25 protein-coding genes are annotated in these 25,923 nt (G+C 65.4%); 16 read left to right on the top strand and 9 right to left on the bottom strand.

Annotation, left to right across the window (positions count from 1 at the left end; translation table 11 throughout):
- The first annotated feature begins 48 nt into the window (after positions 1 to 48).
- Entirely contained in the window at positions 49 to 1,302 is a 1,254-nt protein-coding gene (locus ACQY8M_RS34220; protein WP_428665953.1) for an aromatic ring-hydroxylating oxygenase subunit alpha, read from the top strand.
- Complete coding sequence (locus ACQY8M_RS34215) at positions 1,302 to 1,769, top strand: aromatic-ring-hydroxylating dioxygenase subunit beta (RefSeq protein ID WP_428665950.1); 468 nt, start codon at positions 1,302 to 1,304, stop codon at positions 1,767 to 1,769. Before ACQY8M_RS34220 ends, ACQY8M_RS34215 begins: the two co-directional genes overlap by 1 nt.
- A gap of 85 nt (positions 1,770 to 1,854) precedes the next feature.
- Here the strand turns inward: ACQY8M_RS34215 and ACQY8M_RS34210 are convergent, their stop codons facing one another.
- Both ACQY8M_RS34210 and ACQY8M_RS34205 read right to left on the bottom strand, forming a co-directional pair.
- The gene (locus tag ACQY8M_RS34210) at positions 1,855 to 2,739 is read right to left on the bottom strand and encodes a polysaccharide deacetylase family protein (RefSeq protein WP_428665947.1); all 885 of its coding nucleotides are present in this window, start codon (positions 2,737 to 2,739) and stop codon (positions 1,855 to 1,857) included.
- 82 nt (positions 2,740 to 2,821) lie between these two features.
- A complete protein-coding gene (locus ACQY8M_RS34205; RefSeq protein ID WP_428665944.1) occupies positions 2,822 to 3,949 on the bottom strand; it encodes a zinc-binding dehydrogenase in 1,128 nt (375 codons plus the stop codon).
- Between the two features lie 119 nt (positions 3,950 to 4,068).
- On the opposite strand from ACQY8M_RS34205, the gene ACQY8M_RS34200 reads away from it, so the two are divergent.
- Positions 4,069 to 5,088 carry a hypothetical protein gene (locus ACQY8M_RS34200; protein WP_428665941.1) on the top strand — a complete coding sequence of 340 codons (1,020 nt, stop codon included), beginning with the start codon at positions 4,069 to 4,071 and terminating at the stop codon, positions 5,086 to 5,088.
- 88 nt (positions 5,089 to 5,176) lie between these two features.
- Here the strand turns inward: ACQY8M_RS34200 and ACQY8M_RS34195 are convergent, their stop codons facing one another.
- Together ACQY8M_RS34195 and ACQY8M_RS34190 are read right to left on the bottom strand one after the other, a co-directional pair.
- Positions 5,177 to 6,529 (bottom strand): MATE family efflux transporter, encoded by a 1,353-nt coding sequence (locus ACQY8M_RS34195; RefSeq protein ID WP_428665938.1) that lies wholly within the window; start codon positions 6,527 to 6,529, stop codon positions 5,177 to 5,179.
- A gap of 112 nt (positions 6,530 to 6,641) precedes the next feature.
- Complete coding sequence (locus ACQY8M_RS34190) at positions 6,642 to 7,841, bottom strand: CinA family nicotinamide mononucleotide deamidase-related protein (RefSeq protein ID WP_428665935.1); 1,200 nt, start codon at positions 7,839 to 7,841, stop codon at positions 6,642 to 6,644.
- 80 nt (positions 7,842 to 7,921) lie between these two features.
- On the opposite strand from ACQY8M_RS34190, the gene ACQY8M_RS34185 reads away from it, so the two are divergent.
- Together ACQY8M_RS34185 and ACQY8M_RS34180 are read left to right on the top strand one after the other, a co-directional pair.
- A complete protein-coding gene (locus tag ACQY8M_RS34185) occupies positions 7,922 to 8,749 on the top strand; it encodes a class I SAM-dependent methyltransferase (RefSeq protein WP_428665932.1) in 828 nt (275 codons plus the stop codon).
- A gap of 219 nt (positions 8,750 to 8,968) precedes the next feature.
- Positions 8,969 to 9,529: a fasciclin domain-containing protein gene (locus tag ACQY8M_RS34180; protein ID WP_428665930.1), complete on the top strand. Its 561-nt coding sequence runs from the start codon at positions 8,969 to 8,971 to the stop codon at positions 9,527 to 9,529.
- A gap of 137 nt (positions 9,530 to 9,666) precedes the next feature.
- Here the strand turns inward: ACQY8M_RS34180 and ACQY8M_RS34175 are convergent, their stop codons facing one another.
- Positions 9,667 to 10,632, bottom strand: a complete 966-nt coding sequence (locus ACQY8M_RS34175; protein WP_428665928.1) for a S1C family serine protease — start codon at positions 10,630 to 10,632, stop codon at positions 9,667 to 9,669.
- A 151-nt stretch (positions 10,633 to 10,783) separates the two neighbouring features.
- Between ACQY8M_RS34175 and ACQY8M_RS34170 the strand changes: the two genes are divergently transcribed.
- The 6 genes from ACQY8M_RS34170 (at position 10,784) to ACQY8M_RS34145 (ending at position 17,703) form a co-directional block, all read left to right on the top strand.
- Positions 10,784 to 12,187 (top strand): fibronectin type III domain-containing protein, encoded by a 1,404-nt coding sequence (locus tag ACQY8M_RS34170; protein WP_428665925.1) that lies wholly within the window; start codon positions 10,784 to 10,786, stop codon positions 12,185 to 12,187.
- Between the two features lie 253 nt (positions 12,188 to 12,440).
- Positions 12,441 to 13,952 (top strand): trypsin-like peptidase domain-containing protein, encoded by a 1,512-nt coding sequence (locus ACQY8M_RS34165; RefSeq protein ID WP_428665923.1) that lies wholly within the window; start codon positions 12,441 to 12,443, stop codon positions 13,950 to 13,952.
- A gap of 126 nt (positions 13,953 to 14,078) precedes the next feature.
- Positions 14,079 to 15,509, top strand: coding sequence for a hypothetical protein (locus tag ACQY8M_RS34160; protein WP_428665920.1), 1,431 nt, complete (start codon positions 14,079 to 14,081; stop codon positions 15,507 to 15,509).
- A 4-nt stretch (positions 15,510 to 15,513) separates the two neighbouring features.
- A complete protein-coding gene (locus ACQY8M_RS34155; RefSeq protein WP_428665918.1) occupies positions 15,514 to 16,371 on the top strand; it encodes a DNA adenine methylase in 858 nt (285 codons plus the stop codon).
- A gap of 6 nt (positions 16,372 to 16,377) precedes the next feature.
- On the top strand, positions 16,378 to 16,929 hold the full coding sequence (locus tag ACQY8M_RS34150) for a hypothetical protein (RefSeq protein ID WP_428665915.1): 552 nt from the start codon (positions 16,378 to 16,380) through the stop codon (positions 16,927 to 16,929).
- A gap of 15 nt (positions 16,930 to 16,944) precedes the next feature.
- Positions 16,945 to 17,703, top strand: coding sequence for a hypothetical protein (locus tag ACQY8M_RS34145; RefSeq protein WP_428665912.1), 759 nt, complete (start codon positions 16,945 to 16,947; stop codon positions 17,701 to 17,703).
- A gap of 302 nt (positions 17,704 to 18,005) precedes the next feature.
- Here ACQY8M_RS34145 and ACQY8M_RS34140 read toward each other — a convergent pair whose 3' ends face one another.
- Both ACQY8M_RS34140 and ACQY8M_RS34135 read right to left on the bottom strand, forming a co-directional pair.
- Positions 18,006 to 18,941, bottom strand: a complete 936-nt coding sequence (locus ACQY8M_RS34140; protein ID WP_428665909.1) for a TAXI family TRAP transporter solute-binding subunit — start codon at positions 18,939 to 18,941, stop codon at positions 18,006 to 18,008.
- 299 nt (positions 18,942 to 19,240) lie between these two features.
- A complete protein-coding gene (locus ACQY8M_RS34135; RefSeq protein WP_428665906.1) occupies positions 19,241 to 19,675 on the bottom strand; it encodes a hypothetical protein in 435 nt (144 codons plus the stop codon).
- Positions 19,676 to 19,822: 147 nt separating this feature from the next.
- On the opposite strand from ACQY8M_RS34135, the gene ACQY8M_RS34130 reads away from it, so the two are divergent.
- Together ACQY8M_RS34130 and ACQY8M_RS34125 are read left to right on the top strand one after the other, a co-directional pair.
- Positions 19,823 to 21,172, top strand: coding sequence for a CapA family protein (locus ACQY8M_RS34130; RefSeq protein ID WP_428665904.1), 1,350 nt, complete (start codon positions 19,823 to 19,825; stop codon positions 21,170 to 21,172).
- Positions 21,173 to 21,285: 113 nt separating this feature from the next.
- Complete coding sequence (locus ACQY8M_RS34125) at positions 21,286 to 21,618, top strand: GIY-YIG nuclease family protein (protein ID WP_428665901.1); 333 nt, start codon at positions 21,286 to 21,288, stop codon at positions 21,616 to 21,618.
- 178 nt (positions 21,619 to 21,796) lie between these two features.
- Here the strand turns inward: ACQY8M_RS34125 and ACQY8M_RS34120 are convergent, their stop codons facing one another.
- Together ACQY8M_RS34120 and ACQY8M_RS34115 are read right to left on the bottom strand one after the other, a co-directional pair.
- Positions 21,797 to 22,225, bottom strand: coding sequence for a hypothetical protein (locus tag ACQY8M_RS34120; protein ID WP_428665898.1), 429 nt, complete (start codon positions 22,223 to 22,225; stop codon positions 21,797 to 21,799).
- Positions 22,226 to 22,232: 7 nt separating this feature from the next.
- Positions 22,233 to 22,655: a cupin domain-containing protein gene (locus ACQY8M_RS34115; RefSeq protein ID WP_428665895.1), complete on the bottom strand. Its 423-nt coding sequence runs from the start codon at positions 22,653 to 22,655 to the stop codon at positions 22,233 to 22,235.
- A 164-nt stretch (positions 22,656 to 22,819) separates the two neighbouring features.
- Between ACQY8M_RS34115 and ACQY8M_RS34110 the strand changes: the two genes are divergently transcribed.
- The 3 genes from ACQY8M_RS34110 to upp are packed head-to-tail and all read left to right on the top strand — an operon-like array spanning position 22,820 to position 25,915.
- The gene (locus ACQY8M_RS34110) at positions 22,820 to 24,052 is read left to right on the top strand and encodes a GTP cyclohydrolase II (protein WP_428665893.1); all 1,233 of its coding nucleotides are present in this window, start codon (positions 22,820 to 22,822) and stop codon (positions 24,050 to 24,052) included.
- A gap of 31 nt (positions 24,053 to 24,083) precedes the next feature.
- Complete coding sequence (locus ACQY8M_RS34105; protein WP_428665890.1) at positions 24,084 to 25,259, top strand: URC4/urg3 family protein; 1,176 nt, start codon at positions 24,084 to 24,086, stop codon at positions 25,257 to 25,259.
- A gap of 17 nt (positions 25,260 to 25,276) precedes the next feature.
- Positions 25,277 to 25,915 carry a uracil phosphoribosyltransferase gene (gene upp / locus ACQY8M_RS34100; RefSeq protein WP_428665887.1) on the top strand — a complete coding sequence of 213 codons (639 nt, stop codon included), beginning with the start codon at positions 25,277 to 25,279 and terminating at the stop codon, positions 25,913 to 25,915.
- The last annotated feature ends 8 nt before the right edge of the window (positions 25,916 to 25,923 follow it).

Here is a 25,923-nt window from a genome sequence, read left to right as displayed (position 1 = left end):
AGTTGCATCGTCCTGGATCGTGCCCCGACGGACGCAGGTGGACGGACCATGGACCGCAGGATCGAATGGCAGCGGGACGATTACAGCCGGGTGCCGTATGTCGTCTATCACGACGAAGGGATTTTCGAGCAGGAGCGCGAGAGGATCTTCTCGGGCAAGACCTGGTCCTATCTCGCTCTCGAAGCCGAGCTTCCCGATCCGGGTGACTTCAAGACGAGCTTCATGGGCGACATCCCCATCCTGGTCAGCCGCGATCGCGGCGGCGCCGTCCATGCCTTCGTGAACCGCTGCGCGCATCGTGGCGCACTGGTCCGGCGCGAGGCGCGCGGCAATGCGAAGAACCACACCTGCATCTATCACCGCTGGTGCTTCGCGCTCGACGGGCAGCTCGTCGGCGTGCCCTTCCGCAACGGCATCGATGGCCGGGGCGGCCTGTCGGCCGACTTCAAGCTCGCCGATCACGGGCTGAAGCGCCTGCGGGTCGGCATCCTGAACGGGGTGATCTTCGGCACGCTTTCGGCCGAGGCCGAATCTCTCGAGGACTATCTCGGCCCGGAGGTCTGCGAGCACATCGCGCGCATCTATCACAAGCCGATCCGGCTGCTCGGCTACCAGCGCCAGCGCATGACCGGCAACTGGAAGCTCTATGTCGAGAACAGCCGCGACAACTACCATGCGAGCCTGCTGCATGCCTTCCTGACCGCCTTCGGCATGGGGCGTGCCACCCAGAAAGGCGGGCAGGCGATGGATGCGCGGCATCGCCATACCTGGACCTACGACTATGCCAACAGCGACAGCGACGAAGCCGCGAAGGCCGCCTATGCGTCGGCCACGCCGGACGCCTTCAAGCTCAAGCTCCGCGATCCGTCCTTCCTGAAGATGCGGCCGGAGCGCAACGATGGGCTGCGCGGGCTGATCATGAACGTCTTTCCCTGCACCATCTTCGTCCACAGCGGCAACGCGATCGCCATCCGGCAGGTGCGGCCGAAATCGGCCCGCGAGCACGAGCTGGTCTTCACCCTGGTCGGCTATGCCGACGACGACGAGGACATGACCGAGCGCCGGCTGCTGGCGGCGAACATGTCTGGCCCGGCGGGCTATGTCGCCATGGAGGACGGCGAGGCGGTCGAGATCGTCTCGGCGGCCACGCGCTCCCAGCAGGAGGCGACATCGCTGATCGAGGTGGGCGGCAAGGGGCCGTTGCCGCGCGAGTTCGGTCGCGCCACCGATCTCTCGCTGCGCGGCTTCTGGTCCAACTACGCGCAGTTCATGGGCATCGAGCCGGAGGGCGGAGTCCGCTGATGGCGAGCCTGGGAGAGCGCATCGGCCGGTTGTTTGCCGACTATGCCTGGCTGCTCGATTCCGAGCGGTACGACGAATGGCTCGATTTGTTCAGCGAGCAGGCGACATACCAGATCGTGCCGCGGGAGAACGTGCAGCTCGGGCTGCCGGCGTCGCTGATGCTGTGCAAGAACAAGGACATGCTGCGCGACCGCATCACGACGCTGCTCGAGGTGAACGAGTACGACATCTACAGTGCGCGGCACATTCTCGGGCTGCCGCGCTTCGACGAGCCGATCGGCGACATTGTTTCGGTTGAGACTCCGTTCGCCGTCTATCACACCGACCAGGAAGGGGTGAGCCGCCTGTTTGGCGTCGGCGAATATCGCAGCCGCATCGTCTGCGCGGGCAGCCGGCTGCTGTTCGAGGCCAACATCGTCCAGCTCGACACGTTCTCCGTGCCGACGCTGCTGGCCGACCCGCTCTGAGTGTGGCTGAAACGAAAGATCCCTCGCTGCGCTCGGGATGACAACAATGCTGTCATCCCGAGCGAAGCGAGGGATCTTTATCTCTTCAACTAGCGGCCGAACGGTACCAGTCGAGGATCTCCGCGCCGGTCCACATCACCACGCCGTCGTGGCCGAGGATGTAGTCGTACAGCATCTCGAGATACTTGATCCGGTGCGGCACGCCGGTGAGGTAGGGGTGAATCGAGATCGCCATTACCCGCGGCGCCTTGGCGCCGTCGAGGTAGAGGCGGTCGAACTGGTCGCGGCCGCGGCGGAAGATCTCGTCGGAGGGCTGCTTCTCGACGGCGCTGATCACCACGTCGTTGATCTCGACCGTGTAGGGCACCGATACGATCGTGCCGGCGCGGGTCGCGAGCGGCACCGGCTGCTCGTCGAGCACCCAGTCGGCGACGTACTCGATGCCGGCCTCGGCCAGCAGGTCGAGCGTCTCGTCTGTCTCGGTCAGGCCGGGCGACTCCCAGCCCCGCGGTGGCTTGCCGGTGAAATCCCGGATCGCCTTGATCGTGTCGGCGATCGCGGCGCGCTGGTCGTCCACCTTGTGCATCGGCTTCTGCACGAAGCCGTGACCCATGAAGTCCCAGCCGGCGTCCAGCGCCGCCTGGCAGGCCTCGCGGTAGAGATCGACGACCGTGCCGTTGAGCGCGAACGTCGCCTTCAACTTGCGCGCGCCCAGTACTTCGACGAAGCGCCAGAAGCCGACCCTCATGCCGTACTCGTGCCACGCCCAGTTCGGCACGTCGGGCAAGAGCGGCTGTCCCATGGGCGGCGGCAGCACGGTACGCGGCATGGCGCCCAGCGGGCTCCAGTTCTCGACATTGACGATCGTCCACACCGCCACGCGCGCGTTGCCCGGAAGCGTCAGCTTCGGCCGCTTGTGGATCGGCAGGTAGGGCGTGCGCCTGCGCAGGCTGTCGCCGGGCTCTGTCATCGCTTTACCTCATGATCATTGGACCGCGCGCTTCCAGCGCGCTCGGACTCATGAGCGCGCAGGATGCGCGCGGTCCAATGAGTCAGCCCTTGTTCGGGTTGATCAGGTATTTCTCGCCGGTCGCGCGCTTGTTGTAGACGGCGATGTTGGCGAGATCGAGCGCCTCGGGCAGCGAGATCGTCTTGGTGTAGTGGCTGGCGAAGGTGGTCTTGAGCGAGTTGACCACGCGCTCGCGCAGGGGCCCCTGTCCTTGCCGGCCGATCTTCTGCAGGAACGGCGTCAGCAGCCAGCCGCCGACGCCCCACGCCATGCCGTAGTTGCGCGTCAGCTCGACCGCGCCGGTGTTGAGGCTGCCGTAGATGTAGACCTGCTTGTGCGTGGTCGAGCCGTAGCGGCTGTATTCCTTGGCGGTCTTGTTGAGTGCGATCTCCATCGCGGTGAGGATCTGGCTGGCGAGCTTGCCGCCGCCGATCGCGTCGAAGGCGATCGTGGCACCAGTCTCGACCAGCGCCTGCACCAGGTCGTCCTGGAAGCTCGCGGCCGAGGAATCGACGATGTGCTTGGCGCCGATGTCCTTCAGGATCTTCGCCTGGGCCGGGCTGCGCACGATGTTGACCAGGCCGATGCCGTCCTCGTTGCAGATCTTGTTCAGCATCTGGCCGAGGTTGGAGGCGGCGGCAGTGTGGACCAGCGCCTTGTGGCCCTCGCGCTTCATCGTCTCGGTCATGCCGAGCGCCGTCAGCGGATTGACGAACCACGACGCGCCCTCGGCCGCCGTCGTGCCGGCCGGCAGCGGCTGGCAGTCGCGCGCGTTCAGGATCCGGTATTGCGAATACATGGAGCCGCCGACCGCCGACACGATCTTGCCCATCAGCGCCTGCGCGGCATCCGACGAGCCTGCCTTCACGACGGTGCCGGCGCCCTCGTTGCCGACTGCCATCGACTGGTCGAGCCGCGCGGCGAGGAAGGGCAGGGCGGCCGGTGAGACCTTGGCCTTCACGACGGTGCTTTCGCCGCTGCCCGAGGTCGTCGCGGCCGACATGTCGGCGGGGCCGAGCAGCAGGCCGAGGTCGGACGGGTTGATCGGCGTCGCCTCGACCCTGACCACGACCTGGTCGGGGCCGGGCTCGGGGATCTCGATCCTCGCCAGCGACAGCTCGAGCTCGCCGCTCTTGGTGATCAGGGAACGGAGCTGCAATCCGGTGTTCATCGTGGGTCTCCTCGCTTGTCCGATGTTTTCCAGGGGGCGGCGTCCTTTGTGGCACAGACCGCCCGGCCATGACAGGGTTGCGCCGGGCCGAACGCGTTGTGGGAGGAGATGGGGGCACCATGATCTCGCGGCAGCTGGCGATGGGACTGCTGGGCGCCGCGCTGATGGCCTTGCCGTCGGCTCCGGCGCGGGCCTGGGGCGCGAGCGGTCATGAGTTCATCAGCGGCATCGCGGCCGAGCTCTTGCCCGACGAGATTCCCGACTTCCTGCGCACGCCTGAGGCGATCGAGACCATCGCCGTGTTCGGGCGCGAGCCCGACCGGGACAAGCATACCGGCGATCCCCACGACAGTGCGCTCAACCCGGCGCATTACGTGAAGCTGTCCGATGACCACGCGGTCGCCGGCCTCCTGTCGATCGACAAGCTGCCCCTCACGCTCGACGGGTACGACGCGGCGCTGCGGGCTGGCGGCAGCAGCCAGTACAAGGCGGGCTACCTGCCCTACGCCATCGTCATCGGCTGGCAGCAGCTCGCGAAGGACTTCGCCTACTGGCGTGCCGCGTCGATCGGCGCACGCACCGCCGTCGACCCGGCCGACCGCGCCTGGTTCGATAAGGACCGCAAGCAGCGCGAGCAGCTGATTCTGCACGACCTCGGCTACTGGAGCCACTTTCCAGGTGACGCCTCGATGCCACTGCACACCTCGGTGCACTTCTACGGCTGGGGGCGTTATCCCAATCCGCGCGGCTACACCAATGACGAGGCGATGGACGTGTTCATCAAGGGTACCTTCGTCCGCCGCAACATCAGGCGCGATGCGGTCAAGGCCGAGGTCGCGCCCTACTGGGACTGCAAGTGCTCGATCTGGGAACGCAGCCGCAAGCTGATCCTCGACAGCCATAAGTTCGTCGTGCCGATGTACGAGCTCGACCTGCGCGGCGCGTTCAAGGCCGCCGATCCCGAGGCGGTCGCCCTGGTGACATCGCAGCTCGCCGCCGGTGCGGCGGCGGTGCGCGACATGGTGGTCGATGCCTGGCAAGCGAGCTCTGACATGATGGTGGGCGATCCGGCGATCAGCATGCGCGACATCCTGTCGGGCAAGCACATCCTGCGCCGTGACGATTTTCACTTCGACTGATCGCAGGCGTCTATCGGCGCCAGGCGATGCGCCTGGTCGAGAGGGCGAGCAGCAGGTTGTTCGAGCATGAGGGTCCGGCGATCGAGGGCTACGGCGCCCGCCATGCCGGACGCGTCGTCGAGAAGGCGAGCACCGCGGAGAAGCAGACGATGCCCAGCGCCACGAAGGTGAACAGCCCGGGCAGGCCCCAGCCCAGCACGTCGAGCGCCAGCAGGCTGCCGCAGACGGCGATCAGGATGCGGCAGAGATTGGCAATCACCGGCCACACCATCTCGCCGGTGCCCTGGCTGGCGAAGTACAGCGCCATGGCGAGGCCGAAGAAGCCGTAGACCGGGCCGACGATGCTGAGATAGGTGCGGCCCGAGGCGAGCGCGGCCGGATCGTTGGTGAACAGGCGGAGCCACAGGTCGGGCTCGATCGCCACCACGAGGCCGATCGCCGCCGCAATGCCACCCGCCATCAGCGCGCCCATCCAGGCCACGCGTTGCGCGCGCGCAAATTGCTTGGCGCCGATGTTGGTGCCGACCAGCGCGGTCAGGGTCGCGCCGATGCCGAAGCTGATCGGCACCAGCATGTATTCCAGCCGGCTGCCGATGCCGTAGCCCGCGATCGCCGCATCGCCCGCGCGGCCGATCAGGCCGGTGACCAGCAGCACGGTGCCGTTGGTCAGAATCACGACCAGGCAGGCCACGAGGCCGACTTTCAGTATGTCGCGGAACGAGCGCCACCGGAAACCGTCGAGCGGCCAGCGCAGCCGCAGCGCCGCCTTCGGGCCGACGAGGCGGCTCAGCATCCACACGGCCGCGAGGGTGAAGACGATGACCGCCGCCGTGGCCGGCCCGACGATTCCGAGCTTCGGCAAGCCGAACCAGCCGAGCGTCAGCGCGCCGGTGAGCGGAATCTGCAGCGCCGCCGTCGCCACCAAAGCGTAACCGGGTGTCTTCATGTCGCCGGTACCGCGCAGCACCGACGCCAGCGTGTTGGCGATCCAGTGCGCGCCGCAGCCGAGGAACAGCACCGACGCGTAAGCTATGGCGCCGTCGAGCGCCCGGCCACTGCCGCCCAGCGCGCCGTAGATCGGCCGGCCGAAGCCGACCAGCACGATCGCGAACAGCGCCGCCATGCCGATCGCGATCACCAGCGCATGGGCGGCCGCCGCTTCCGCCGCCGCACGATTGCCCGAGCCCAGAGCGCGCGCCACCGAGGAGGAGACGCCGCCGCCCATCGCGCCGGCCGACATCTGGCCGAGCGCCATCTGCGTCGGGAACACCAGCGCAAGGGCGGCGAGATCGACCAGGCCGAGCTGGCTCACGAACCAGCTGTCGGAGATGCTGACCAGGCTCTGCATCGCCACGTTCAGCACGTTGGGCGCGGCCAGCGTCAGGATGGTCGGCAAAATCGGGCCGACGAGCATCATCTGCCGGCGTTCAGCGGGAGTCATGCCCGCGTGTCTATCACGCGCTGACCGCCGGCCACGCGAGCTTATCTCATGCAGCGATCACTGATATTCGCCGGGACCGCGCATGCTCTCCGCAAGAGGATGCGTCGATGATTCATCTCCGCTCGAAGTCGATGCGTTCGTCGACCGGCAGGCCGAGGAGGTGACGGCGCAGGCAGTCGAGGCCGAGCTCGGCGGCGCCGACCCGCACCCAGTCGCGGCCGCCGACCAGCCTGGCAGTACGGGAAACCATACCTCTCGCGTCGGCGATCTGGATGGTGATCGTGGCACCGAAGTCCGGCCGGTCCGGCCCCTCGTCGAGCTGCGCGGCGACGGCGAGCGCATGGCTCGCGCCGCTTTCTGCACGCAGCGCCTCGGCCGTGACGCCGCTCGCGATCACGCCTTTGCGGAACACGCTCTCGGCACCGACCAGAGGCGCGATGCGGGCGGCGACATTGCCGCCGGTGTAATCCTCGCCGACGGCAAGCGTGAGCCCGCCGGCGCGCAGCTCCGCCAGGATCACGCCTTCCAGCGACTCGTTGTCCTCGGCGACGATGAAGTTGCCGAGCCGCTTGCGCACCTCCGCCTCGACCGGCGCCAGCCGCGTGTTCAGGTCGGTCTCGTCGGCGCCGCGCAGGGCGAGCTTGGTCTCGAGCTGGGGATAATGCGCCTGGAAGCCGAGCTTGATCTCGCCGTCGATGGCCAGCCCCGGGATGCCGGCCAGCATCTCGTCGGCCCGGCTCTCGCCGATGCCGAAGGTGTGGAAGCGCTTCAACCTGGTAATGCCGGTGATACCGCTGAGCTTGAGCAGGCGCGGGATGACCTGTTCATCGAGCATGCGCCGCATCTCGCGCGGCACGCCGGGCGTGAACAGGAATCGCGCCTTGCCGATCGTGACCGCGAAGCCGCAGGCCGTGCCGATCGGGTTGTCGATGAACTCCGCGCCCTCCGGCAGCATCGCCTGCTTGCGGTTGTTCGCAGGCATCACGCGCCCGCGCCGCGCGTAGGACTCGGTCATGCGCTGCATCCAGTAGTCGCTCAGCACCAGGGGCACGCCGCACGCCTCGGCCGCGATCTCCTGCGACAGATCGTCGACCGTCGGCCCCAGCCCGCCGTTCACGATCACGGCGTCGGCGCGCGCACTGGCCTGGCGGAAGGCCGCAAGCAGGCTTGCGCGGTCGTCGCCCACCGTCGTTCCCCACACCACGTCGAGCCCGACGTCGCCGAGCCGCCGGGCCATGTAGCCGTAGTTGGTGTTGATCGTCTTGCCGGTCAGGATTTCATCACCGGTGCACAGGATCTCGACCTTCATCATTCCCCTCTCGCTGCATTCCTCCCTTGTCATACAGGAGAGTCTCGCCGGGCGCGCAAGGGATCATGATGCCGGCCATGTACATGCGTACCAGACCGATCGAGGGAGCGCCGTCGCTCGGCCTCGACAATGCGTCCCTGGCGCTCGACTACGAGCGCATCAGCGCCACCCGCCAGTTCGAAGCCGGCAAGCTGCTGGTCTCCGACCTCGGCATCGGCCCCGGCGAGCGCGTGCTCGATGTTGGCTGCGGCACCGGCCTGCTGGCCTGCCATATCGCCGAGCTGGTCGGCCGGGAGGGCCGGGTGCTGGGCATCGATCCGCTGCCGCTGCGCATCGGCCTGGCGTCGAGCCGCGCGCGCGACAACCTCACCTTCGAGGTCGGCGACGCCTACGACCTCGACCGCCTGCCCGACAACAGCTTCGACGTCGTGGTGCTGAACGCGGTGTTCCACTGGCTACCCGAGAAGACCGGCCCGCTGCTCTCCTTTGGCCGCCTGCTGCGGCCGGGTGGGCGGATCGGCATTTCAACCCAGCTGAAGGGCGACCTCACGCAACTGCAGCAGATCCTGCGCACCGTGCTGGCCGAGCCGCCGTTCGACCGCTACCCGCGCATCCGCGAGTCGATCACTTTCCGAGTCGGCGCCGATGAGCTGCGCGCGTTGTTTCAGACCACCGGCTTCCTGCCCGTCCGCATCGAGGTGCGCGAGAGCGAGCGTCAGCACCCGTCGGCCGAGGCCGCCGTGCGCTTCACCGAAGCGAGCTCGTTCGGCAACGTCTTCGGTCACCTGCCCCCCGAGCTGAAGGACCCCGCGCGGGAACGCGTGCGCAAGGCGCTGGGGGCGGTGGCGGAAGCGGACGGCAGTATCGTCGTCAATACCCACCGCCTGGTCGCGATCGGCGAGCGGCGCTGACCTCACGTCTCGGAGTCTTCTCCCTCCCCCGCGAGCGGGGAGGATGGGCAAATGTGCTGCGCTGCGAGGGCGCGCCTACGCGCGAGGCCCTCCCGCGGATGTTCAACCATCACACAAGATGAGTTGATGACGCCTTCCTGAACCGGCGCGGAGCGGAACCCGTAGACCCTTGTGACGATGGTGGCCCCGACCGCCACGTCGAACAAGGAGCATCAGACCATGTCAAACCGCCGTCTCTTCCTCGCCGCCCTTGCGGCCGTTTCCGTCACCGCCGCCGTGCCGGCCTTCGCCGGCGAGAACCCGATGGTCGGCGGCGCGGCGATGTACGACAGCAAGACGATCGTCGAGAACGCCGCCAACTCCAAGGACCACACCACGCTGGTCGCCGCGGTCAAGGCCGCCGGCCTCGTCGAGACGCTTTCGGGCAAGGGCCCGTTCACCGTCTTCGCGCCGACCAACGCCGCCTTCGCCAAGCTGCCGGCCGGCACGGTCGAGACGCTGCTCAAGCCCGAGAACAAGCCGATGCTGGTCAAGATCCTGACCTGCCACGTCGTCGCCGCCGATGCGATGTCGCCGGCGATCGCCAAGATGATCGCCGACGACAAGGGCACTCATCCCGTGAAGACCGTCGGCGGCTGCGTGCTGCAGGCCAAGATGTCCGGCAAGAGCATCACGCTGACCGACGAGAATGGCGGCGTGGCGACCGTTACCATCGCCGACGTCAAGCAGTCGAACGGCGTGATCCATGTGATCGATACGGTGCTGCTGCCGAAGAAGTAAGACCTTCCTCCCTGCGCGCCAGCGCGGGGAGGTGTCACGGTAATCCGTGACGGAGGGGTCGTGGGCCACGGCATCGGTGTGGCCTATGACCCCTCCGCCCCTGCAGGGCACCTCCCCGGCTTCGCCAGGGAGGAACGTTATTTGCGGACGCGCTCGACGGGCACCACGGTGCGGTGCTCGACCTTGCCGCCGCGCAGCAGGGCGAGGGTGGTCGCGCGGCCGATCCGCTCGGCGTTGAGCAGGCGGATCAGCGCGTCGGCGCCCTCGACGGCAACGCCGTCGACCGACAGCACCAGGTCGCCGGCCATCACGCCGGCAGAAGCGGCCGGGCCGCCGGGCTCGACCTCGCTCACCCGGATCGCGCGGGCGCCGGCGCCGGTCGCCAGCGCCAGCCGGCGCGGCAGCGGCACGGTCTCGGCCGCGATGCCGATATGGGCACGCCGCACCCGGCCGTGGGCGATGAACTCGGTGACCGAGAACACCGCGGTGTTCGACGCCACGGCGAAGCAGATACCCTGCGCGCCGTTGATCATGGCGGTGTTGATGCCGACCACCTCGCCCGCGCTCGACACCAGCGGCCCGCCCGAGTTGCCGGGGTTGAGCGCCGCGTCGGTCTGGATCACGTCGTCGATCAGCCGGCCTCCGACCGAGCGTAGCGAGCGGCCGAGCGCCGACACAACGCCGGCCGTCACCGTCGATTCGAAGCCCAGCGGATTTCCGATCGCGACCACCACCTGGCCGCGCTTGAGCCGCGCGCTGTCGCCCAGCACCGCCGACGGCGTGCCGGCCGGAAGCTCGGTCCGCAGCAGCGCGAGATCGGTGTCGGGATCGTCGCCCAGCACGCGCGCCTCGGCATGGTTGCCGTCGGGGAACGACAGCCGCACGCGACGTGCGCCGCCGACCACGTGCGAATTGGTCAGCACCAGCCCGTCGCCGGCGATGACCACGCCGGACCCGGTGCCGCCGCCGGGCTTGCCGTTCTCGGCCAGGCGCTCGACCCTCACGACGGCGGGGCCGACACGATCGACCACCGAGACCACGGCGCGGGAGTAGGCGTCGAGCAGCAGCTCGTCGGAAGGGAACTGGGGAGAGTCTAGGGGCATGACGCACCTCCGGGGAAAGGAGGGGCTATATGGGAGCGGCGTCGAGCGATTTGTAGGCCACCCGGCGGCGGGCGGGGCGAGCGCCCTCGGTTTGACTCCGTCCTGCAACCGGGAGGAGTATTCGCACGGCGGAGAACGATGCGGGGGAGCCATGCGCTGCTATATTCGAGGCCTTCTGCGCGCTGTCGCGATGCTTCTGTCGGCAGTCGTCGCGCTCTGCCTTGCGCTCCCCGCGTTCGCGCTGGAGTGCAAGACCGCCCCGATGGTGTCATCCGCGGAGTTCGTGGTCACGGTGGATCCGTCGACGGCCTGGCAGCCGCGCAGCGGCCAGATCCGCATCTTGATCCAGAGCAACACCCTGTCGCTGAAGGACGTGGCCGTCCAGGCCTGCTTCAAATGGAGCGGCCTCGACAACGATGCCTTCCAACCCGCGCCGCTGGTCCAGCTCGTCGAGATCGTCGGCGATATCCCGGGCAAGGCGGTCTATTCCGTTTCGGTTCCGGACCGCGCGCTCCCGCCGGTGAAGTCGAACTGGTTCGGCCGGCTTTTCGGCAGCAGCACGGCGGCGCCCGGCGACCCCGACAGCTACGACGCCGCCCGCATCGTGCCGGTCGCCGATCTCAGAATCGTCCTCAGAAAATCGGGGGCGGCGCTCGCGGTCGCCGATCGCTCGGTCGGGATCACGAGCGTTTGGACGGCCGTCGGCATTACCGCCGGCACGGTGCTCGTCGTCCTCGTCATCCTCGTGCTGTGGGCCAGGTCGCGCCAGGTGCCGGGCACGGATCCCCTGATGCGCCTGATCGCGACGCGCGAGGGCTATGTGAGCCTCTCGCAATTCCAGATCGTGATGTGGAGCTTCCTGTTCGGCGCGGGGGCGGTCTACGTGATGGGGCTTTCGGGAAGCCTGATCGATATTCCCGCCGGCGCCCTGGTCCTGCTCGGGATTTCCGGCGCGACGATCATCGGTGCCAAGATCAGCGACGTGAACGCCAAGGCGCAACCGCCCGGCAGGCCGCCGCCTTCGACGGCAACGATCCGCCCCGGCCCCGTGACCGGCCTGACCTTGACGAACGTGACCGACCGCGGGGTCACGCTGAGCTGGACGCCGCCGGCGGTCGTTGCCGGCGCGGAGGTCGCCGTCTACATCGTGCGCTATGCGCGGGCGGCCTTTGCCGACTGGAGGTCCGCGAGCGACTCGTACCAGGGGACCTCGTTCGACGTGACCGGCCTGCAACCGCAGACGGCGTATTTATTCGAAGTGCAGACGAGCAATGCCGCCGGCCAGGGTCCCGCGGTCCAGGGGCAGGCGACGACGGCGGCGCCGGTGCAGAACGTTCGAACGCCGGTCTGGTCCGATCTCGTCGTGACGCCCGAGCATCCCGGCGAGCTCGACGTCACCCGGGTCCAGATGCTGCTGTTCACGCTCATCGCGGCCGGCTTCGTCGCCATCAAGCTGTTCAACAGCTATATCATCCCGGAGATCCCCCAGGGCATCCTCGTCCTCATGGGCATCAGCAACGGCACCTACCTGAGCGCGAAGTTCGTCCGGAACTGAGAGCGCGGCGCAGGGCCTGAAAGCAGCAATTTCCTCCCCCGCTTGCGGGGGAGGTGTCGCCGTCTTACGGCGACGGAGGGGGTGTGACGCGAGATGGTGCGTCACACCCCCTCCGTCGCGGATTACCGCGCCACCTCCCCCGCAAGCGGGGGAGGAAAGTTCCACGGGGAAGCTCAGGAGTGAGTCCTACCGAGGCCGTCGCCTTGTCAGGCCGCCTGCCTGCGTGGGAGCATCGGCGGCAATGACAGACGGCATGAATCGGAACACAGGCGGCGGCAGGCGCGGGCGGGGCTCGATCCTTCGGCGCGCCGTCGTCCTGCCGTTCGTCCTCGCAGCAGCCGCCACCGCGCTACTCCCGGCCGCGGCCTCCGCTGCCCCGATCCCCGGTTCGCAGAGCCAGGTCGGTGCGTGGCGGGTCGGCGCCTACACGCGCGGCAGGACGGCGGAGTTCGACCACTGCGCGCTCTACCGCGTCCAGGGCGACGGCTTCGCCATGTCGGTCGCCCTGTCGGCGCGGGGGCTGAACTTCCTGGCGGTCGAGGCGCCCGACTGGGGCCTGACGCCGAACGAAGCCTACACGGTGTCCGTCACGGTCGGCACGGCGCCGCCCTATACCTTCAGCGGCCGGGCCATCTCGCCCCGCGCGATGGTCCTCAACGCGGCGCCGGAGGTCTTTCCCCAGCTCAAATCGGGCGTGACGATCGCGGTGTCGGCCAACCAGAAGCAATACGCGATGAGCCTCGACGGCATCGAGGCCGCCGGCGCCAGGGTGAAGGACTGCGTCCGCCAGTACGCCGCCGCGGCCGGCCCGCCGCGTGGGTCACCGTCGTCCGGGCCGCCGCCGTCCGGCCTTGTCACCTCCATCCAGGTCCTGCTGGCGCGGCTGGGCTACGACCCGGGGCCGCCCAACGGAACCGTCGGCCTCAAGACCAACATGGCGATCTCCGCCTTCCAGAAGAGCCGCGGCGAGCCGGGCGACGGCGTCCCGTCGGAGGCGCTGCGCGCGAAGCTGGAGCGGGCCGTCGCCGAACGGAGCGCCGCCGCGGAGGGACGGCCGGGCACGCCCCCCAATGCGGGGCCCCCCGGTGCGGGGACCGGCCCGGGCGCCGTGCCGCCGTCCCGCCCGCCGGCGCGCGACGCCACCACCACGGGCACGGGCTTCTACATCGGCCCCGACACGCTGGTGACGAACTACCACGTGGCCGGGAACTGCCGCACGATCCGCGTCCGCAAGAGCGGCGCGGACCTCGGCGCCGCGAAGGTGATCGCGCTCAGCCGCAGCGATGACCTGGCGGCGCTGCGCACGGAGGCGCCGTCGAAATCCTTCCTGAAGCTCCGGGCCGGTGCGCCGATCAAGCCGGCCGAGGCGGTGCTGGTGTTCGGCTACCCGCTGGCCGGCGCGCTGTCCTCGACCGGCAACACGACCCTGGGCAACGTCACCGCGCTCACCGGCATGAACGACGACTCGCGCTTCATCCAGATCTCCGCGGCGGTGCAGCCCGGCAACAGCGGCGGCGCGGCGCTCGACGAGTCGGGCCGGGTGATGGGCGTCGTCGTCTCCAAGCTGAACGCGCTCGCGATCGCCCGCGTCACCGGCGACATCCCCCAGAACGTGAACTTCGCGATCAAGGTGGCGACGCTGGTGAGCTTCCTCGAAGCGCACAACGTCGCCTACGAGGCGGACACCGTGACGCGCGAGCTGTCGAACACGCAGCGGGCGGAGCGGGCGGAGGCGGGGAGCGCGCAGTTGGAGTGCCGGAAGTGAAAAACTCGAATGTACACACAGCAGCGACACTATAAAGTCGCGTACTTTCGGTTGTAGTTGTTGACGCTTTTGCTGAACAATGAAGAATCACACAAAGGGTGAAGGCCGACTTGCTGTGGGGCTACCATGACAATGGACAAATGGATTACACAACGCAAAGGCGTTGCGGGATTGGTCCTCGATTCGCGCAATCCAAGACTCAGCGCGAGCGCGATGGCCGGAAGTCCTCGGGAGATAGTGCAATATCTGTTCGAACACGACAAAGCAGGGGACATCGCGGAAAGTATTGCCACACGCGGCTACTTTCCCAACGAACCTTTGCTCGCGATTGTCGAGAACGGTCATTTAACTGTGGTCGAGGGAAATCGGCGTCTCGCTGCGTTGAAGGCTCTCCAAGACACCTCCTTGCTAGAGGGAACGGATCGGCGATCTATCGACCGTCTTCTGCGTCGGTTCCCACTAGGCTCTGCGAATTCCATGGTCCCTGTAACCGTAGCCCCTAATCGTCGATCTACAGATCGATTACTAGCCGGACGTCATATCGGCACGGCGGTTCGTCCTTGGGAAGCTGAAAAACGTGCCAACTTCATTCTCGCAAAGTTGGACGATGGCTACGATGAAGAGGAACTGCAGCGGGATCTGGGCTTTAGCCCCGCCGAGGTACAAAAGGCCCGTCAAACGAAAGCTATCGTGGAAATAGCGCGTTCGCTCGACGTTCCGGATGACATCAAAGACAAGCTCGACAATCCCCGAGCCCAAATTTTTACGACGATTAGTCGTGTCTTCGATTCTACGTCGGGTCGAAAATACCTCCGCATTGAGTCAGATCCCGCACACGGGTTCCGCGGTACAACAACAAAAGAGGAATTCCTCAAGGGTTTCAAAAGGCTTATTATTGATGTGGCGAAACGCGAACAATCGTCCCGTACGTTAAATACGTCCGCCAATATTGAAACATACTTCAAGAAATGGAAGACTTCAGATCTTCCCGCGAAGAAGAATGGAACTTTCACTCCGGAAGAGATACTTGGTGGCAAGCAAGGCACAACAACAGGTCAAGCGGCAGCAAGTACTAGCCCCAAGAAAGCTAAACGTGACAACTACAAGGTCATCCCAAAGAGCTTTCAAGTAAAGTTTGGGAACCCGCGCCTCAAAAAAATACGCGACGAGTTAGTTCGCTTGGACAGAAGAAAATTCACTAACGCCGGGTCCGTTCTACTGCGCGTCTTTTTAGAACTAGCAATCGAGCACTATCTAGAACGCACAGGTGCACTTGCCACGCTGACGGCAGAACTGAAGTCCAAAGAAAAACTTAGATTCGATAAACCAGAACTGCGGCATCTAGCGACGGCAATTATAGCAACTGCGAAGCGAAAATTGCCACCCCGTGAAGCGACGACCGTCGAGAGGGCTCTGAGATACGACGAGGCTGCTCCGTTTTCCATACAAGAATTGAACGCTTTTATTCACTCGACCGTACAACCAAATCCTAGAGATATCGAAACCTTCTGGCACCGTACCGAGCCTCTTTTCCGGCTGATGCTAGAAGTCGAGTGACACTATGCTCGCATCAAGTCCCCTTCGTTATCCTGGCGGCAAGAGCGCCCTTGTTGGCATTCTAAGGCAAATTCGCAAACTGAACTCCGTCGGGGATCGCGCCATGGCAGAGCCCTTTGCCGGAGGAGCGGGAGCATCTCTGACGATGCTTTTCGCCGAAGATACCGCTGAGATACATATCAATGATGCCGATCAAGCGATCCATGATTTTTGGTGGGCCGTAACTGAGCGAAATAGGAAATTTCGTTCCTTAGTCGAGAAAGCCAAACTCAACATGCAGGAGTGGCGTCGCCAAAGAGACACTTATCGTAACAGATCCCGTGTCGGCCGACTACGGCGAGGCTTTTCTGCATTTTATCTCAATCGGTGCAATCGCTCCGGTATTATAATGAATGGCGGTCCGATCGGAGGAGTACATCAATCAGGTATCTGGAAGCTGGATGCCCGGTTCAATCGAAGAGAATTAATCCGTCGCCTTGAAATACTTTCGAATTTCAAAGAGCGGATCCATTGCACAGGTCTTGACGGCCTCGATTTTATCGAAACACTTGATCCTAGAAGAACCTTTTTCTTTATAGATCCTCCATACTACGCCAAGGGCAAGACCCTATACCTTAATGCCCTCGATGATGATTACCATTCGGCATTGGGTGCGCGGCTAAAGAATATGACGGAAGCGTCTTGGGTGCTGACCTACGACGACTGCCCGGAAGTTCGGAGAATATACCGCAGTTGGGCGAATATACGGCCATTTTCTCTCGACTATGCTGCATCAGAGCGGCGGAAAGGGAGTGAGATCTTGATCACTCCCAAATGGATGCGAGTGCCAACGTCTCAGGCTTCCAGCGCAATTCGCTGGTGAACGAGAATGGCTGATTCCGGGTCCATCAACGATGATCAACCGCGCGGCAGGGTGCTGGAACTTGTATATCGACTTCGGGAACTGGGTTTTACGGATGCCGCGGACATCATCACTAATGACATCTTGCTTCGAATAAGAACACATGTCCGCCGCACGACAACACAACAGCGAGGAGCGGTGCCACCGGATGAGTCTGGTACGGGCCAAAGATTTGCGGTAGGCGGCTTTGAGGAGGCGGATGTAACTCCACTTGAAGAAGATGTGACTCCACTAACAGATGAGGAACAGACGCTTCTCGCCTTGAGAGCCATAGAATTGGCCATTATCAATCCGCTTAAGATGTTCGAGGAGGTGACGTCGATAACGGCCGAAATAGCTACCGGAACCAGGGGACCCGATGATGGGACGGATGTTGCTGTACGCAGAATTCCATACATTCAATTGGGGCCAGATCGGGCGGCGATACCTTTAGCCGATCCAGAAATTCCACGCTTGGGCAGAGATCTTTCTGGTCGCATGACCGAACTTGAGATTTGGCTAAGAGTCGGGCATTCGTAGCCGGATCCTAATGAGATGCCAATTCCCGCCGACATCGATGCGATTTTGCAGGCTATCGCAGCAACACCTCTTGCAACAGCCAAGCTGGCTGCAACGAAAGGAAAAATCCACGAGCTATGGCTTGTCGTCAATATCGCTGATGCGTTACGGAAGAATGGCTGGTTTGTTCAGATGAGGACGTCCAATGATCGCCGGGCGGCTCAGTTCATTCAACGGGGAGCCCCTGGTTGGATTCAACCAATAGCCTTCGGGGCTAATAACCCTAGTTTCTTCTATTTGCGTAGACCGGATGGTCGAGAGTTCGAATTACATAACAGCCTTGTCTTCAGAGGTCGTAGTGGCGCCTCTCACGAATTCGACATTTGTGTCTTTAGTCGTAGCCTTGGTAAGAGCTTGAGGAAGAGAGCCGAAGCGCAGCGAGCCTATGGCCACCCGATGTACTCAGTGGAATGCAAACAGTATACGGCTGCGGTCGGTATTGATGTTCCGCGCGGGGTTATGGCTTGTACATTCGACGGCACCCGATGGACACGCGCAGCTTTATCGCACCGGAGGAAAGTTGAGGGCAACGCCGTCATGCGACATACGACGTTGTCGGGTCGACTCGGCACGACATTTACGGCCATTGTAACGCCCAATGGAATATCAAAAGGGGCGAAGACACTCGCAAATAGGTATAGTATTCGTCTTTTTGATAGCGTTGAGGTGGTATCTGGTGCCTTAGATATTTTTCTTAGGGCATCGGTCAGATGGTTGAACAGATATCAAGGATAGCCAGATCGCCGATGAAGGTATGGTAAAAAGATCGGACTAATAGGAGTGCGCTTCGGAAGGCATAGGTCAATCATGAGTGACGGGACGCTAGTTTACGGAGATCACCATCAGGAAGTCGACGGACTTTCTCGCCATTCCTTTCCACAGGATCGACTAGCGTTTGACCCAAGCTCAGAGCGCTCATAGACGTTCGCGAAGCTTCGCTTTGTTGTACTGCGACACGATCCTCCAACGTTAGCAAGCATTCCGGCGATCATGCGCGGAAATCTGGCGTTACTCGGTTCGCCTGACGACGCTTACGGCTACGGCACGATCCCCGCCTCCCGAAAATACCGCAGCACCCCCGGGTGCAGCTCCTCGGGCGACTCCACGCTGGCCAGCGTGTTGGCCGTCGTCGTCTGCGCCAGATAGGTCGGCCGCGCCTCGAACTTCTCGAGCTTGTGCAGCGCGGCGGCGAGGCGGTGGACGTGGGCCTCGTCGAGGTCGGGCCGCGCCACGATGAAGCTGGCGGAACCGATGGTGGCGATCGGCTCGGTCTGGCCCGGATAGGTGCCGCGCGGCACGGTGAGCGGCACCAGGAAGGGATGGGCGGCCCGGATGCGTGCGATCTCCTCGGCGTTGGGCGCGATGAAGCGCACGCCGAACGGATGCTCGGCGATCCGCACGAAGCTCGGCAGCCGCAGCCCGCTGGCCCACAGCGCCGCGGCACTGCCGTCGAAGATGTACTCCGGGCCGTCGGTGAAATTGGCCGGGTAGATCTCGGCGAAGTCGCGGTCGACGTCGAGCCCGAGGCCGTGCATCACATAGCGCGCCTGGACCGCGCTGCCGGTGCCGCGCGGCTGCCAGACGATCGCCTGGCCGCGCAGGTCCGAGATCGTCCGGTGGGGGCTGTTGCCCAGCACGGCGAACATGCCGGGCGTGTAGTACATCACGCTGACGATCTTGAGCCGCCCCCGCGCGCGCGCTTCGCTCTCGTCGAAGACCTCGCCGCTCACCAGCCCGAGATCGATGCTGCCGGCCTGCAGGCGGGCGGCATTGTCGGTCGAGCCCCTGGTGTCGACGGGCCGCAGCTGCAGGTCGCGATCGATCGATTTCAGCGTCTCGATGAGCGCCACGGAGTAGGGCGCAAAGCCGCCGCCATCCGGCGTGGTGCCGAGGGTGAGGCTCACCGTCTGCGCCACCGCCGCAGGCGACGCCTCGAACAGGAGACCAGCGACCAGGATACGCCGTCCGAGCATGAGCCTGCCACCGTGAACGTCCTACGCCAATATTACGCAGCGACTGAAACAACGCAAAGGAAAGCACGGGCTGCAGTGCCTCGTTGCGCCGTTCCGCCGTGGCGAAGCCCGGGAGGTGCCCCCATGGTCGCCAACTTTGTTCGATTTTGTGGCTGCGGTCAGCTTGCTGGGAGCGCGGCTCTCCAGAGCCGCTCATGGGATGTAGCATCCGAAGAAGAGCGGCTCTGGAGAGCCGCGCTCCCAGCAGACCAAAGTAAGCGCCTATGGGGCACCCCCCGCGCTTCACGCAGGAAGGAATCCTACGGGTTCCCACGCACCGTGATCTTTTCGGCCGACCACGGCGTGGGCGTGCCGGTGACGCTCGGGCGGAGACAGGTGTATTTCCGCACCTTGTCCGTGTCGTCGAACTCGAAGGTGTATTCGGAATATTGCACGCCGCTGGTCGGCTGATTGAGCCTGGCGGCGGTCGATTCGGCCACCCAGCACTTGATCCGCGTCGAGTCCGTGACGGGGCCGACCCGGTCGATTACCGCCATGTGGTTGTCGTGGTGCCAGACGATGGCGTCGCCGGCCTGGAAGTCCTCGATCCTGGTCCGTTCGATGCCGCGGGTGCGGAAGGCGGTGGAGTTGAGGTCCTTGCCGACGTAGCCATAGATCACCGACGCCAGGCCGCTGCAGCCCATGCCGCAATGCGCGTCGCAATAGGCCTGCAGGGCTTCGTGCTCGGGCGCCATGACCCCCTGCCGGCCCTTCGGGCCACCTTCCCTCGCAGACGGGGGAAGGCAAGAACGTTACATGCGATAGCCCTGTTCGGAATGGGGAGGAAAGAGTGAGGCTAGCGTGTTTGACACTCTCCCGGCAGTCCTCCCAGAGTCGGCGGCATGACTGGTTCCACGCTCCGCGTTCTCCTCACCGGCGATTCGATCCTGCAGCGCCGGCTGCAAAGCCGCAGCGACGCCGCCGTGCGGCCGCTGTTCGACAAGGTGCGGGCGGCGGATGTCGCCTTCACCAACCTCGAGGTGCTGGCCAACGACTATCGCGGCGATCCGGCGCTGGAGAGCGGCGGCTCGCATTTCGGCGCGCCGGCCTGGGTGCTCGACGAGCTGGTCGAGGCCGGCTTCTCGCTGTTCGCGACCGCGACCAACCATTGCCTGGATTATTCGATCTCGGGCCTGCTCCATTCGATCGAGGCGATGGAGGCGCGCGGGCTGTCGTACGCCGGCGTCGGGCGCAATCTCGAGGAGGCGCGGCGGCCGGTCTATCACACCCATCCGAACGGCACCGTGGCGATGCTGTCCTGCGCCTCTTCCTTCGCCAAGGGGCAGGAAGCGGGCGCGCAGCGGTCCGATCTGCCGGGGCGGCCGGGGCTCAATCCGCTGCATTTCGAGACGGTGCACGAGGTCACGGAGGCTCAGTTTGCCGCCCTGCGCGAGATCGCCGACGGGTTGGGGCTGGAGGCCGAGCGGCAGGCGAAGATCAAGCTGGGCTTTGCCTTCGCGCCGGCCGATCCGTCGGTGTTCCCGTTGGGCGAGATGAAGTTCCGGCTCGCGCCGGCCGCGGCCAACCGGCCGGCGGTGCGCACCTCGGCGAACCGCAAGGACATCGACGCCATGGTGCGCTGGGTGCAGGAGGCGCGCGGGCTCAGCGACCTCGTGGTAGTCAGCCTGCATGCGCACGAGCAGGGCGAGAGCAAGGAGATCCCGGCCGAGTTCATCCCGGCCTTCGCGCGCGAGATGATCGACGCCGGCGCCGACCTGGTCGCCGGCCACGGGCCGCACCTCTTGCGCGGCATGGAGATCTACAAGGGCAAGCCGATCTTCTACTCGCTCGGCAATTTCCTCGGCCAGAACGAGCTGGTGGCGAAGATCCCGGCCGACGGCTACGAGCGCTTCCGCGCCGATCCCGAGCTGAAGCCGGGGCAGGTCTACCAGCAGCGCACCAACAACGACCAGGGCGGCTTCCCCGCCGACCGGCGCTACTGGGAGTCGGTCGTGCCCGTGCTGACGTGGGAAGGCCGCGAGCTGCGCAGCCTCTCGCTGCTGCCGATCAGCCTCGGCTGGAAGGACCCGCGCCACCGCCGCGGCCGTCCGCGCCTGGCCGAGGGCGAGGAGGCGCGCACCATCCTCGACCGCTTCGCCGCCCTGTCGAAGCCCTACGGCACGACGGTGGATGTGGAGGGCGCTTCCGTTGTCATCCCGAGCGTCGCGAGGGATCCTTCCTCATTGCCTTGAAGACACCCTCGCTTCGCTCGGAATGACAATTTTCCCGATCCTTTGGTCATCGTCTCACGCAGCTCTGTTGGTTGGTTGTCATCCCGAGCGCCGCGAGGGATCTTTGCGCGGCAATGCGTACTTACTGGACCGACATCCTGACGAATGCCGCTCGAAACGTGATGTATGTTGGCGTGACCAATAATCTCGAGAATAGGATCGCCGAACATCGCAGCGGACATGGGAGTGTTTTCACGCGGCGCTACAACGTGCACACCTTGGTCTATGCGGAGGATTATCAGCAGATCGAGGACGCAATCGCGCGGGAGAAGGAGATCAAGGCCTGGAGGCGGTCGAAGAAGAACGCGTTGGTTGAGTCAGTGAATCCGACTTGGGCGGACCTCTTCTCTCCCGGGGCTGCCTTTGTCATCTCAAGCGCAGCGAGGGATCCATACTCGTTGCCCTAAAGATCCCTCGCTGCGCTCGGGATGACAGCACTGCCGGCAGTGCTGTCACTTCACGCCGCCGGCCGAGAGCCCCTGGACGATCTCCTTCTGGATGATCACCGGCCGCGTGACAGCATCAGGGCCATGGCGAGCAGGAGCTTCATGATCGGTTCCTTGTCGGCGAGGGCGGGGAAGGCGATCACTCGATCCGGACGTCCATGCTGTAGCGCGCATTGCCGCGCGTGCTGCCGACCGCGATCAGGTAGGTGCCGGTGCGCGGCAGGCGGCCGCTCCAGCGCGTGGCGTCGTTGCCGTCGCCCGCGACGTGCAGCGACTTGCCGTGGAACTCGAGCAGGCCATCGGCATCGCGGCCGAGCGTCGTGCCGGGCTCGTAGATCTGGAAGACGGCATTGTCGTCCGGCACGGTCAGGGTGACGGTCATGTGCTGTCCAGCGTTGGCGGTCAGCGAGTAGAGGTCGCGCGCGCCACCCCGTACATGGCCGCCAGCCGTGCCGCGGGTCGAGCCGGTGGCAAAGAATATCTTCCTGGGCGTCGGCACGGGTTCGGCCGCCATTGCCGTACCGAGCGGCAGCAGCAGGGCCAGGATCAATGCAAACGCTCGTATCATGCGATCGCTACTCGGCCGTCTGCGTTTCGAACTCGGCCGGCATGGTGATCTCCAGCACCTCGAAATCGTCGGAATGGGCGATCTCCTTGTGCCTCACTCCCGGCGGTTGGTAGACCGTCGAGCCGGCGACCAGCTTGTGCTCGCCGTAACCCTCGTAATCGAAGATCGCCCAGCCTTTCAGCACGTAGATGAACTGGAAGTCGAGCGCATGCGTGTGACGCGGCGCGTCGGGATGCCGGCCGGGCCTGGCACGGGCGACAAGAGCGCCGACCTTGCCGCCGGTGAGCTTGTCCAGGCCGAGCTGGCGATACTCGAAGAACGGGCGCATGCCGTCCGGCTTGAACGAGTCCGGTCCGAGATGGTTGACGATGCCGATCTCGCGCGCCTGGTCCTGGGCGGCTTCCTCGGTCGTGGGAAACAGGTCGGGCATGGTTTGCTCCTCTGTGGGCGCTTATCCTGCGCCGGGAAATGGGGGTAGGCCAGACGGTAAGGGCAGCCGGCGCACGGATCATGAACGTTACACCCTGTCTTCCCATGTTCATCCACAGGACCTAGACTGCGCCGCTTTCCCGGCTGTCGGCATCTGGAAAGCACATGGCTCACATCAGACTGAACACCCACCCGTCCCAGGGCGGCCAGGCCGCTCCTCCGGTCGTGTGGGGGGCGCGCGATCCGGTGATTCGCGGCCCTGTCGTCGGTACGGTGGGCGATGCGGCGCGGCGCAATGCGATCGGCGTTCATTCCGGCAGCTACGGGATCTATCGGGCGCTGGCGATCGCGGCCAAGGAGCTCAAGGCCGACCACCGGCCCGACTACACCAACACCTCGCCGGCCGAGCGGATCGGCCCGTTCGAAAGCTGGTTCGATCCGAAGAAGATCGTGTCGCTCGATCCGTGGGGCCACATGGTGGCCGACGTGTTCGCCGACAAGCTGGCGGCCGGTTGGGACATCCGCCCGACCATCGCCGTCACCAAGGCGCATGTGAACATGCCGGAGATCATGGATGCCATGGCGGCCGGGCGGCTGAAGCCCGACAACGACATCCTGAGCGGGTCGGGCGACGTCAAGGTGACCAAGGCCGCGATCGAGCCGGTGTGGTGGCTGCCCGGCATCGCCGAACGCTTCGGCGTGCGCGAGGTCGACCTGCGGCGCACGCTCTTCGAGCAGACCGGCGGGATGTACACCGAGCTGGTGACGCGGCCCGACCTCGAGCTGTTCCTGCCGCCGATCGGCGGCTCGACGATCTACTTCTTCGGGGACGTGTCGAAGCTCGGCAAGGGTGAGACGAAGATCGCCTGCCGCCTCCACGACGAGTGCAACGGCTCGGACGTGTTCGGGTCCGACATCTGCACCTGCCGGCCCTATCTCGCGCATGGCATCGAGATCTGCATCGAGATGGCGCAGAAGGGCGGCGTCGGCGTGGTGATCTACAATCGCAAGGAAGGCCGTGCGCTGGGCGAGGTGACGAAGTTCCTCGTCTACAACGCGCGCAAGCGCCAGCCCGGCGGCGATTCGGCGGCGCAATACTTCAACCGCACGGAGTGTGTGGCGGGCGTGCAGGACATGCGCTTCCAGGAGCTGATGCCGGACGTGTTCCACTGGCTGGGCATCGCGCGCATCGACCGCTTCGCCTCGATGAGCAACATGAAGTCGGACGCGCTGCGGGAGCAGGGCATCGAGGTCGTCGAGCAGGTGCCGATCCCCGAGGATCTGATTCCTGCCGACGCGCAAGTCGAGATGGATGCCAAGAAGGCCGCCGGCTATTTCACCACGACGAAGCCGACCGCCGACCTCTCCCAGCCCAAGGGTCGGGGGCTGATGGAATGAGGCGCGGTCCGGAAGAACATGAGCAGCGGCAATGAGCGCCACTGGAGTGGCGCGCTCCGCTGAGAACCTCGTCTATTTGCGCACGCCCGTCGCAATCCGCGAGCGGGCGGGGCAGGTGCTGAAATACGTCGAGGATGGGCGCTCGCCGTGGTGGTCGGTCGATGCCGGCGGCCTCGAAGCGGCGGTGCAGGCGACGCTCGCCGTCACGCGTCGGCGCTTCCCGAATCCCGCGGCGATCCCCTTCCATTCGCGCTGGCGGCATTTCGAGGCGGGCGGGCATGACCGATGGGCGGAGCTGGCGCCGCGGCTCGCAGGGCTGCCGAAGGACGAGATCGCGCGCCGCATGATGGATCTCGCCGTCGTGTCGGTGCTGCTCGATGCCGGCGCGGGTCCCGCCTGGTCGTGGCGCGAGCCCGAGACCGGCGAGACCTACGCGCGTTCCGAGGGCCTGGGTGTGGCGAGCTTCCATATGTTCGCCAATGGTGCCTTCAGCCGCGACGCCAAGGGCGATCCGCTCCGCGTCGATGCCGAGCGCCTCGCCGCGCTGACGCCGATGGACATCGCCATGGGCTTCCAGGTGAAGGCACACAATCCGCTGACCGGGCTCGAAGGGCGCGCCGGGCTGCTGCGCAAGCTGGGCGGTGTCGGCCTCGACCGGCCGGGCGCGCTGTTCGATGTCATTGCGAGGGATGGCGGCACGGTAAAGGCTGCCGCGATCCTCGCGGCGGTGCTCGACAGGCTGTCGCCCATCTGGCCGTCACCGATGGGCGATGTCTGGCCGCACCCTGTCGTCGGCCTCGTGCCGTTTCACAAGCTCTCGCAGTGGCTGTCCTACTCGCTGGTCGAGCCGATCGAGAGCGCGGGCCTCAAGGTGGCCGACCTCGATGCGCTGACGGGCCTGCCCGAATATCGCAACGGCGGCCTGCTCGTCGACGCCGGTGCGCTGCGGCCCAAGCAGTCGCGGTTGCTCAGCGACGTCTTCAAGCCCGGTGACGAGGCAATCGTCGAATGGCGCGCGCTCACGGTCGCGCTGCTCGACCAGGTCGGTGCGCACGTGCGCCTTCACCTGGGCATGGACGCGACGCAGCTACCGCTGGTGAAGGTGCTCGAAGCCGGCACCTGGTTCGCCGGCCGCGTGCTGGCGGCCGAGCGCCGCCCGGGCGGCGGGCCGCCGATTGCCGTCGAGAGCGACGGCACCGTATTCTGAGTTGGGGAGAGAAAAGCATGCCGCTACCGCCGTCGATCCACGTCGTCACGCATCCGCTGGTGCAGCACAAGCTCACCAAGATGCGCGACAAGCAGACGTCGAGCGCCAACTTCCGCCGCCTTCTGCGCGAGATCGGCCTGCTGCTGGGCTATGACGCCACGCGCGACCTGCCACTGGGCACGACCCGCATCGAGACGCCGATCGAAGGCATGGAAGCGCCGCTGCTCGACGGCAAGAAGCTGGTGATCGTGCCGATCCTGCGCGCCGGACTCGGCCTTGCCGAGGGCGTTCTGGACCTCGTGCCGCTCGCCCGCATGGGTCATGTCGGCCTCTATCGCGACCCGCGCACGCTGCAGGCGGTCGAGTACTACTTCAAGATTCCGGGCGACATTTCCGACCGCGACGTGATCGTGTGCGACCCGATGCTGGCGACGGCTCATTCGGCGATCGCGGCGGTCGACCGGTTGAAGGAGACGGGGGCGCGGCGCATCAAGATGATCTGCATCCTCGCGGCGGAACCTGGGGCGCGCGCCTTCGCGGAGGTGCATCCGGATGTGCCGGTTTTCACCGCCGCCGTCGATGCGAAGCTCAACGACCACGGGTATATTGTCCCCGGCCTCGGTGACGCGGGAGATCGCCTGTTCGGCACCAAGTAGCCCCGAGG

This window comes from Reyranella sp. (assembly GCF_965279465.1).
Lineage (GTDB): Bacteria > Pseudomonadota > Alphaproteobacteria > Reyranellales > Reyranellaceae > Reyranella.
The sequence above is the reverse complement of the archived record's forward strand: the minus strand, read 5'-3'. Positions and strand labels throughout refer to the sequence as shown.